5 protein-coding genes and 1 pseudogene are annotated in these 10,535 nt (G+C 67.5%); 4 read left to right on the forward strand and 2 right to left on the reverse strand.

Translation table 11 applies throughout. The features are described from left to right. The first annotated feature begins 633 nt into the window (after positions 1 to 633). Both MJ783_RS18420 and MJ783_RS18425 read left to right on the forward strand, forming a co-directional pair. The gene (locus MJ783_RS18420) at positions 634 to 1,209 is read left to right on the forward strand and encodes a sigma-70 family RNA polymerase sigma factor (RefSeq protein WP_239311946.1); all 576 of its coding nucleotides are present in this window, start codon (positions 634 to 636) and stop codon (positions 1,207 to 1,209) included. Beyond that, positions 1,206 to 1,913 (forward strand): zf-HC2 domain-containing protein, encoded by a 708-nt coding sequence (locus MJ783_RS18425; RefSeq protein ID WP_239311947.1) that lies wholly within the window; start codon positions 1,206 to 1,208, stop codon positions 1,911 to 1,913. Before MJ783_RS18420 ends, MJ783_RS18425 begins: the two co-directional genes overlap by 4 nt. A 222-nt stretch (positions 1,914 to 2,135) precedes the next feature. On the opposite strand, the gene eccCa is transcribed toward MJ783_RS18425, so the two are convergent. Next, the gene (gene eccCa, locus MJ783_RS18430) at positions 2,136 to 6,131 is read right to left on the reverse strand and encodes a type VII secretion protein EccCa (protein WP_370651692.1); all 3,996 of its coding nucleotides are present in this window, start codon (positions 6,129 to 6,131) and stop codon (positions 2,136 to 2,138) included. Positions 6,132 to 6,418: 287 nt separating this feature from the next. On the opposite strand from eccCa, the gene eccD reads away from it, so the two are divergent. Together eccD and eccB are read left to right on the forward strand one after the other, a co-directional pair. Then, complete coding sequence (gene eccD / locus MJ783_RS18435; RefSeq protein WP_239311952.1) at positions 6,419 to 7,825, forward strand: type VII secretion integral membrane protein EccD; 1,407 nt, start codon at positions 6,419 to 6,421, stop codon at positions 7,823 to 7,825. A gap of 30 nt (positions 7,826 to 7,855) precedes the next feature. Next, on the forward strand, positions 7,856 to 9,346 hold the full coding sequence (eccB, locus tag MJ783_RS18440) for a type VII secretion protein EccB (RefSeq protein WP_239311955.1): 1,491 nt from the start codon (positions 7,856 to 7,858) through the stop codon (positions 9,344 to 9,346). Between the two features lie 27 nt (positions 9,347 to 9,373). Here eccB and MJ783_RS18445 read toward each other — a convergent pair. Next, positions 9,374 to 9,493: pseudogene (locus tag MJ783_RS18445) on the reverse strand (IS5/IS1182 family transposase); the annotation flags it as partial. Positions 9,494 to 10,535: the final 1,042 nt, after the last annotated feature.

The raw sequence follows: 10,535 nt of genomic DNA on the forward strand, positions 1-10,535 counted from the left end.
CAGGTTGTCTTGCTGGGCCATCGTTCGTGTCGGCCGTCAGCTATCAGGCGTGTCGGGGAGTGCCCGGCGCCAGGACTGTGGATGAAGGAGCCGGGTTGGGTGTGGGTATCGCGGAGAGCCACTGTGGTGGGCGGCGACCGGCGAGCCGGGCTGCCCATGCATCGCGCGGCAATGCATGGGCAGCGATGACACGAGGTCCGTATCCCGGCCCCGTGGCAGCGCGCCCCCTGTTGCCAGGCGCTCTTAGCCGGCTGAGTAAGGTGGACAGACAACGCGGTGGGTGAGTGCCCGCCGGGGGTGCTGCCGCGCGATCAGATGATCATAATGCCATTACCCGGCTGCCTAGGGCCGGTGGTCCGTTCCCGCCAGACACACAAAATTCCGCCGGCTCCGGACGAGAGTGTCCAGTTTCGGGGATCATGCGGCGTTCGTCCGGGGAATCCATTAGGGTTTGTCCACATTAGTAAAAATTAAAGCAGGGTTATCTATTATCTGCATAGATCTAGGTGGCTGTGATGAGATCGAACGAGCGTGGTGCGAGTGGACGGCACTCCGGGCGACGGGCGGGCCCGAACCGACATCCGGGCTGTGCCGGTGGATCCGAACTGACCTGAACTGGTTGGCTGCCCAATCATGGTCCAGGTCGGAGACGATCCACGCGACGGACATCTAGCCCTGCCCCGACCAGCGGAACAGCCGAGGGATCGGGCCGAGTTCGTTCGGCAGCTCTACGCCGAGCACGGCGCCCCGTTGCTGTCCTACGTACTGCGGCTGACGGTCGGTGACCGGTATCGCGCGGAGGACATCGTCCAGGAGACGTTGCTGCGGGCTTGGCACAATGCGGAGGCATTGACCCCGGAGCGGGGTTCCGTACGTGGTTGGCTCATGCGGGTTGCACATAATGTCACAGTCGATGGTTACCGCGCGAAGCGGGCGCGGCCAACCGAAGTGAACCAGGACGACGCCGCGGAGACCGCCGTCTGGGACCGTTCTGAGGAGGTTTTGACCGCACTTGAAGTTAAACGGGCGCTGTCCCGTCTCACCCCCGAGCACCGTGCCGTCCTCATAGAGGTGTACTTCAAGGACAGGACAGCTGTAGAAGCTGCTCGTGTCCTGGGTATTCCGGTCGGTACGGTCAAGTCGCGGATCCACTATGCGTTACGGACTCTTCGACTTGCGTTCGATGAGGGGCGGGAGTTGGCTGTATGACCACCGATGTGGAGTACCGCCGTGCGCTCGGCGCCTACCTGCTCGGGGCGCTTGAGCCCGAGGAGGAGGCGCGGCTTGAGGAGCATGTGCGCTCCTGCGAGTCGTGCCATGCCGAGTTGCTTGATCTGGGCGACACCGTCGCGGATCTGGCGGCTGGCACCATGACCGAGGAGGATGAGGTTGTGGGCCTGCCGGCGCCGGACACGATCCCGGCCGGCCCACCGCTGGCCGGTCTGCCGCCGAATGCTCTGCCACGACGGCTGTTGTTCGCGGTTGCTGCCGCGGCCGCAACCGGTGTGGCGACTGCGGGCGCGGTCGGTTTCGCTATGGGTAACTCCAACAGTGCCGCGCCGGTGCCGGTGGCCGCGCCCACACCGTCCGTCGGCGTCCGTACTGTGGAGGGCAGCGATACCAAGACAGCTGTCACCGGCCGGGCCGTACTCACCCCGGCTGTCTGGGGAACCGGAATTCAGCTTACGGTAGCAGGTACCCAACGCGCTGTTGCCGCTGGAGAGCGTTGCAGGCTCGTCGCGGTTTCCCACAAGGGAATCCAGGACATCGCCGGCACCTGGGTCGTACCACCCCACTCACCCACGCCCGCGGGCGAACGTATCAGTGGGGCTGTCGGTATTCCCATAGAACACATCGCCACACTTATGATTATTACGCCTGATGGTCAGGAGATCTTGGCGGTGCCCGTGTAACCGGCCGCGCCGGCCGGGGACGGACCGGCGCTTGGTGGCGGCCTCGGCACCGTGCCGAGGCCGCCACCAGCGGTCTTTTCCCGGATTGCCAGCGTCGTGGCCGTTCGCTGGCGCCCTCGTCACACGGGGCCGGGTCGGTACGGCGCCGGCTGTGGGTCCGTTCCATCGCATGCGCGCCTCCCGCGCCTGCGCCGCCGGGTTCACGACGCAGGCGCGGGAGCATCACTGGAACAGTTCCTCGACTGTCGGGACAGGGATGAAGCCGCACTGGACGAGTTGGGCCTGCCGCCGGCTGACGAGCTGGGCGCGGCCCGGGGGAAGCGTCCGGGGCCGGACGTCGCCGAGGAACGTACCCTCGTCCCGGGGACATGACATCAACAGCGCTGGCGTGCCGAGATCCCACAGCCGACGCATGATCGGGTCGTACATCGCCCGTGATGCGCCCGCCGCGGCCCGGGAGATGATGAGATGCAGGCCGATGTCGGCTCCCTGGGGAAGCAGGTCCAGCAACGGTTCCAGCGGAGTCGTCATTCCGCTTGACACCAGGTCGTAGTCGTCGACGACGACGAACAACCGCGGTCCTATCCACCAGTCGCGCCGCCGCAGCCGATCGGGAGTGATCTCCGGGCCTGGCAGCCGGGCGCGCAGCGTTTCGCTGGCTTCGCGGATGATCTGTCGCAGGGCGTCGCTCGACACGGCGTAGCCGAGCTGGCGCTCTGGCGTCACCATGGAGAAGAGGTCTCGCCGGTAGTCGGCCAACATGATCCGTGCTTCCGCGGTCGAGTACCGTTTCTCGACGGCTTGTGCGACGAGGCGCAGGAGGTTCGTCTTCCCCGCGCCCGCGTCACCGATCACGATCAGATGGGCGGATTCGCTGAAGTCGTGGAACACCGGTTCAAGCCGATGTTCGTCGAGACCGATGGCCATCCGCAGGTCGCCGTCGGGCGGGGGCAGCTGCTCGGCGTCGAGGAGGTTGGGCAGCAGCCGTACCGCTGGGGCGCTCGGGCCGGGCCAGGCCTGGAGCACCGCGTCCACCACGGCCCGGGTTGCGATAGCAAGATCGTTAATGGTCGTCGAGGAGTCGAGGCGCGGCAGCGCGGAGAGGAAATGCAGCGCTTCGGACGTCAGGCCCCGGCCGGGCGTCGCGGGCACGTTCGCGGCGGCTCGGCTGCCCACCTCGGAGTCGAGCGTGTCGCCCAGGTGCAGTTCGAGTCGGCTGCCGATCAGGTCCCGCATGCCTGGCCGGATTTCCGACCAGCGTGCGGCGGAAATGATCAGATGCACGCCGTAGTTGAGGCCGCGGTTGGCGAGGTCTGACAGCACTGGCTCGAGCTGTTCGAACTCCTGGCGGAGGGTGAACCAGCCGTCGATCACGATGAAGACGTCCCCATACGGGTCTTCCTGGTAGCCGCCGTCACGGCGCAGCTGTCGATAGTCCGTCATGGACGCGAGGCTGTGGTCGGCGAAGAGCCGTTCGCGAGCGGTGAGCAGGCCGGACACCTCGGCCACGATGCGGGTGACCCGGTCGACGTCGAGCCGGGAGGCGACGCCGCCGACGTGTGGCAGGTCGGCGAGCCCGCCGAGCGCACCACCACCGAAGTCGAGGCAGTAGAACTGCACCTGCCGTGGGGTATGGGTCAGCGCCAAACTGAGGATCAGGGTGCGCAGCAGGGTGCTCTTCCCACTCTGCGGTGCCCCGACCACACCGACGTGGCCGGCGCCCCCGGCGAGGTCGACCATGAGCAGGTCACGCAGGCCGTCGAACGGCCGGTCGACGATGCCGATCGGCACTGACAGTTCGGACCGATCCGGTCGACTCAGCGGTACCAGGCCGTGTTCCGGATCCGGGGCCAGCGGCGGCAGGAGCTGGTCCAGAGTGGGCGGGTTGGCCAGCGGCGGGAGCCAGATCTGGTGGGCTGGTGGCCCTTCGCCCTGCAACCGATCCAGGATGATCTGAATGAGGGGCTTGCCGGGCGGGTTGGCATCGGACACGTCCGGTTGCTGATCGGCGTGATCCACTGAAGGCGGCAGCGTAGGCGCCATGTAACCGGCGGCGAACGCGGCCACCTGCCGGCTGGCGGCCGCGCGACTGGCGCTGACGGTGGTGGCCCGGTGCGGTGCGGAGACATAGGCCGCCCGGAAACGGATCAGAGTCGACGTGTCGGTTTTGAGATACCCGTTGCCGGGCGCCGACGGCAGCGTGTATGCGTCGGGCAGGCCGAGGACGGCGCGCGACTCCATCGCGGAGAAGGTCCGCAGCGCGATGCGGTAGGACAGATGCGATTCCAGGACGTGCACCCGTCCCTCGTCGAGACGCTGCGAAGCGAGCAGCAGATGCACCCCGAGGCTACGGCCGAGTCGCCCGATCATGACGAACAGCTCGGTGAAATCGCGTTTGCTTGCCAGCAGTTCGCTGAACTCGTCGACGATGATGATCAATGTTGGCATCGGCTCGATGGAGGCGCCTGCGATCCGAGCGCGCTCGTACTCATGGAGTGAGCTGTGCCCGGCCCTGCGCAGCGCCTCCTGCCGGCGGACCAGCTCGCCGTGCAGCGCGTCCTGCATACGGTCTACCAGCGGCAGCTCGTCCGCGAGATTTGTGATTATTGCTGATGTGTGCGGCAGCGCGTCCAGGCCCAGGAAGGTCGCGCCGCCCTTGAAGTCGACCAGTACGACGTTGAGCACCTCGGGGGAGTGGGTCATCGCGAGTGCCAGTACGAGCGTGCGCAGCAACTCGCTCTTGCCCGACCCGGTCGCGCCGATCAGTATCCCGTGCGGACCCATCCCGCCCTGTGCGGATTCCTTGAGGTCCAGCTCCACCGGGGAGCCGTCCTCGGCAACACCGATCGGCACCCGGAGCCGGTCCCAGGGACTGCGCGAGGCCCAGGCCGCCGGCGGGTCGAAAGTGTTCGGGTCACCGGTGCCGAGCAGCGTGGTGAGATTGATGTCCGTGCTCATCGGCTCGGTCGACTCCACCGAGATCTCCACCCGCTGCGCGGCCAGTTGCCGGGCGAGTGCCCGGCAACGCGTCACGTCCAGAGTGTCGGGCTGCCCCAGCCGGGTCGCGACGTCCTGGCCGGCGTTGTCGACCCCGATGGTGTCCACCCGGTCGGCTGTCGTCGCCAGGCGTAGGCCGAGCCGGTCGGCTCGCCAGCGCAGCGCCCCGTCCCCGTCCCCGTCCCCGTTGATGGCGACGGCGACGGCGTTGCGGAAGCCTGCTTCGGCGAGCCGGGCCGCGTGGGGAACCGGTACGCCGTCGAGGATCACGATGACGTAGGGCTCGTCCCGGCTGGGGGTGCTGTCGGGCTCGAACCGTGGCCGGCCGGTGAAGTCATCGCCCAGCAGCTGTTCCAGGTCAGCGTAGTCGTCGGCGAATATCCGTACCGGCCCTGCGGCGTCATGCTCGCGCGGGTGCTGCGCGTGCGGCAGCCATTTGATCCATTCCCACTCCTGCTGGCGATCGGACGCGGCGCACACGGCGATCACGAGTTCGCCCGGTGCGTGCAGGGTCGCGGCCTGAGCCAGCATCGCCCGGACCATTCCCCGCGAGGTGGCGACGTCACCCTTGATCATTATTCGGGCGAAGGCCCGCAGGTGCACAGCCATCGGCAGGCCGTGGACAGTGGCATGGGCACGGATGAAGCGCCGCAGCGCACGGGCACACAACGGTTCGAGGTCTTCGATCGGTTTGCTCTGCGGCGGACGAAAGCGCACCGCCAGCCGTTGCTCCCCGGTGGCCAGCCGGACCTCGGCGAAGTCCGGGTGGGTGAGCCGGCGTTCCCACAGCCGTCCACTCATCGCGACCGACCACAGCCTGGCCGGATCGGGGTGCAGCCACTGGGCGTTGCGCCGCTGGGCGTCCATCACCCGTCGCACCTGCCGGCGGACCTGGGACAGGTAGCGAAGGTAGTCGCGGCGTTCGCCGCGCAGTTTGCGCTTGCGGTTTCCACCTGGCATGAGCAGTTGGGCCAGCAGCATGCCGACCATCGACAGCGCCATCGCGCCGGACGCCAGGTACATGATGACCGCGGCACCCGGCTGTATGAAGATCAGAACGGTCGCGCCGGAGCCGAGCGCCATCGGCAGGTACATCAGGATGGTGTACATGCCGCCCGACTCCGTTTCGGGCAGCGCGGGCGGTTCCTGGAGGGGTAGCTCCCCGCTCGGCACTTCGGGCGCCGCGCGCCGCGGAGGCCTTCGAAAGATCACCGTACTCAACCCGAGCTCCTCGTCGTTGCTGATTCGGCAGTCAAAGCGGGCCTGTGTTTCGGGGCTCGGGCTCGGGCTCGGGCTCGGGGCTCGGGGACCGGGGACCGGGCTCGGGGACCGCTCGGCCATCCGGTGGCCTGGCCGCTTGGTGACCCGGCGGTGCCAGGCCGGGTACTCACAATCCCCACGGCTGAACTCACCTCGGGGGGTTCAAGCGTGCATGGGTTGGGTTGCCCGGTTTGCCCAGGCGGTCCGGCGGACTGAGCGTGCGCGAAAAAAGGAGAAATGGGGCATTAATGATGTCAACGGCTATCTCGGACCTGTGCCGGCTCACGCTGGTGTCTCCGGACCGGATCGTCGAGCTGGCGGTGCCCGTGACGGTCCCGTTGGCGGACCTGTTTCCGGCGCTGCTGCGGCAGTGCGGCGATGAGCTGGCCGAACGCGGTCTCCCGGAGGGAGGATGGGTGCTGCAGCGGCTGGGGGCCGCGCCGCTGGCAGAGGACCAGACAGCGGCATCTCTCGGGTTGTCGGACGGCGAGACCCTCTACTTACGCCCACATGGTGACCAGCTGCCGGTAGCCGACTTCGACGACCTTGTGGACGGTGTCTCCACCGGCGTGCGGTCCTTGCCGGATCGCTGGCGACCCGCCTTCACCCGGTGGCTCTTCCTGGCGCTGGCGCTCGCCACGCTCGCTGTCGCTGTCGGCATGCTTGGCTTTCGTAGTACGGCCGGTGCCGCCGGCAGTAGGACTGTCACCGCGGGGGGCATCACGGTCGTCCTGGTCACTGGGGCGATGGTGGCGTCGCGGGCGATCGGTGATGCGGCGATCGGCACCGTTCTGGGTGTCGGCGCTCTTGGCTTCGCCGCGGTCGGCGGCCTGTTGGTCGGCCAGCTGTCGACGGATACGCCGGGCGTGTTTCTCAACGGTCCCGGGCTGTCGATGTCGGGCGCCGCGGTCGCCGCGGTTGCCGGGCTGTGCCTGGTCGCGGTCGGCGGCCTGGGACCGGTGTTCGTCACGGCGATTGCCGCCGGTGCACTGATTGCGTTTGGGGGAATGCTCACGGTCGCTGCGTCGTTGTCCGGGCCGCAAGCCGCGGCTGTCGTTGTCACGGTCGCGCTGGCGATGTCGGCGGCCGCGCCGATCACCGCATTCCGGTTCGCCGGCATGCGGATGCCTGGGCTCCCGACCGGAGCGGATGATCTGGACGACGATATCGACCCCCTGCCGGGGCAGCGGCTGCTGGATACCACCGCGGTGGCGAGCACCTGCCTGACCGCGCTGTACGCGGCGCTCGGCATTGTGACCACCGGCTGTCTGGCGCTGTTGGCGACCGACTCAGGGTGGGCGTCGATGACGGTGGCTGCGATGGTGACGGTGTTGCTCGCGCTCCGGAGCCGGGCATTGGTCGGGGCGGGCCAGCGGGCGGCACTGCTGATCCCGATGGTTGTCGGGGTGGCGTGCCTGGTCGTCGACACGGCCTTCAGAGCGTCGCCGACGGTCCGCGCCATCGTCGTCCCAGCCGGGTTGGCCGCAACCGCTGGGTTGCTCACCGCAGCTGCGGTGGCGCTACCGGGTCGTCGGATGCTGCCGCACTGGGGACGGGCCGCCGATCTGGTCGAGTCGTTGCTGGCTGCCGGCTTGATCCCGCTTGTACTGGCGTTGCTCGGCGTGTACGGCGCGATGCGGGGGTTTGGCGGATGATGCCCGGCGGTATCGGGGAGGTGGCTGTTGATGCAGACCAAGCGTGACCAACTTCAGGCATACCAGTTCGTGGTGGGGCGTGTTGTCTCGGCGCTGGTACGCGCCGAACCCGATGCGCCGACGACGCCGACCCGACGGTTCAGCATCGGGATGGTGAGTGGTGTCATGATCGCCGTGTTGGCGGTGGCCGGCGCGCTCATCTGGGGACTCGTCGCACCCGGCGGTGCGAAGGGCTGGCGGGCGCCTGGCAGCCTTGTCGTCGAGCGGGAGACCGGCAACCGGTACATGTTTGTGGAAGGCGTGCTGCATCCCGTTATGAACTACGCGTCGGCGCTGCTGCTGATGGGCGAGCAACCGCGGGTTGTGCGGGTGTCGCGGAAGTCGCTGCACGGCGTCCCACACGGTGCCCCGGTGGGTATTGCCGGTGCGCCGGACGCTTTGCCCGACCGTGGCCGTACACCGGAAGACGTGTGGTCGGTCTGTGCGCCGACAGGCACCGACGATTCGGGCAACCGAGTGACCTCGCTCACCGTGGCAGTCGGTCTGGATGCGGCGGCAGGTGGCGCCACGATCGGTCCGGAACAGGCGCTCCTCGTCCAGGATCCAGACGGCCGGTCGTACCTGGTGTGGCAGGGCCACCGGTTGCGGCTTGCTAGCGCAGCGGTCCAGTTTGCTCTCGGCTACGCTGCGGCATCGGCGCTTCCGGTGACCGGAACCTGGGTGAATACGTTGCCTACCGGATCGGATCTGCGTTGGCCGGATGTCGCCGGACGCGGGCAGCCGGGACCGGCCGTCGGTGGGCAGCCGACAGTGGTGGGGCAGGTGCTTTCGGTGCGCAATCCCGGTACCGGCAGCCAGGAGTCCTACCTGGTCCGTCCGGACGGCCTGTCGACGTTGTCTCCGCTGGCCACGGCCCTTGTGCTTGGTGACCCGGCGAGCCGTGCGGCCTACCGCGGCGCCGGCGTCCGGCTGCTGCCAGTGGACTTCTCCGCGGTTGCCGGGGCGGCCCGGTCGTCCGCACCGAGACTGTCCGTGGACTGGCCGGTGTCGTCGCCGTCACTGGTAACGGCTACGTCCGGGGCCGCATCCGGGTCCCGCCCCGGCGAGTCGGTCCCATGCGTGCGACAGCGGTTCACCGACAGCGGTCCGGCGCAGCCGGAGGTGGTGCTCGCGCCGCTTTCGTCTCCGGCTGTCGCGACTGCTGCTGCCAGCGCGGCCGGCGGGGGAAGCGTCCGCGTCGCGGTTCCGCCGGGCGGCGGATTGCTTGTTCGTGATCTGCCGGTGCCCGGGGCAACCGACGGGACGCTTTATCTGATCACAGATCTGGGGCTACGGTATCCGTTGCCGTCCAAGGAAGTCGCGGCAAAACTCGGTTATAACTCGGTCGCTTCGTTGCCCGTGCCGTCGCTGCTGCTCGGGCTGGTGCCAACCGGGCCGGCACTCGATCCGGCCGCTGTGTCTGTCGCTGGCCTGCCGACGCCGCCCGAGACGGGTAGTGCAGGAGCATCTAATCCTTATTGACCAGTTAGGGTGTGTTTCGTCAGTCGGTTATGGGAGCCATTGGTTGATCGCTGCGATGGTGACGGTGGCTTCGTAGCGGACAGCGAGCTTGTCATACCTGGTCGCGACCGCCCGGTTCCGCTTCAGCCGGTTGATCCCGCATTCCAGCACTATCCATCAGACAGGCCTCAGGTCCGTGCCTTCGGCAGCTTCAGCCCTTGGCCTGCCTTGTCGGCACAGCAGATCCTCCGCGCCGCGGGCCGCGACTGTTGTTTTACGTCCGGCCACACCTCCCGCAGCCAGATGGCTCGAGGTCTCGTCACGTTCGGCCGTCCGGTGCACTGGTCGCTGCGCGGAATACCCCATGCGGTGGGGCTGTCCACCCCGGCCAGGAGGTAGGACACCCCGAACAGCCGGCCGATCAGGGTGGCGATCCGGACCAGGGCCCACCGCTGGTCGACGTTCCAGCCGTGGGCCGTCGGGCCACGATCTAACTTGCCGGCCAGCTGGGCGAGCTGGTCGTCGTCGAGACGCCGGCCCTACTGACCGCAGCACGTCTCCACCCTCGGTCTCCCAGGTCTGACGCGAGGTGTCGGCTGACTTCCGAGACATCCGCAGCTGCTTGGCCACCGCCGATGGTGACATCCCGTCGATGAACAGGCCCGCGGCCAGGAGTCGGATGTGTTCCCGTCGTGCGCGATCGGCGGCGGTCAATTCACCGCCGTCCCGATACCTGGGATACCCCACGAAATCCTGTCACTACTCCATGAGTTCACGATCAGTAAGAGCGCCCGGCTGTCCGTGGCCCCTCACCGGGGCCCGCCAGTTCGTCGCTCTGCGTAGCTACCTGTCGACGCCCGCAAAAACGGGGGTCGCGATGCTTGACGCCCTCGGACGCCTCGCCAAGGGCTGCTCCTGGCTGCCCTCTGAGGTTCTCAGCGCCATTGTATAGCTAACTAACCGGCAGGCTACCACGGAGCCGGAAACGCCTGAACAGTTGCAATCTTTATTCGTAGCAGGTGAACATTGTATAACCATGGATGAATATCGGAGGAAATTTTAATTCCGCCCGAATCGGTGGGTGTGCCTGGGATTTTGGCTGGAATTGATAGTCCAATATGAATATGGCGTAGTTCTAAGTGAACGCCGCAGGAAGTCCGGATTCTGCCTGAACCGGCAGTCGTGGCTGGGCCGTGACGGGAGTTGACGG

It is taken from the genome of Protofrankia sp. Cj3, assembly GCF_917627355.1.
Classification (GTDB): domain Bacteria; phylum Actinomycetota; class Actinomycetes; order Frankiales; family Frankiaceae; genus Protofrankia.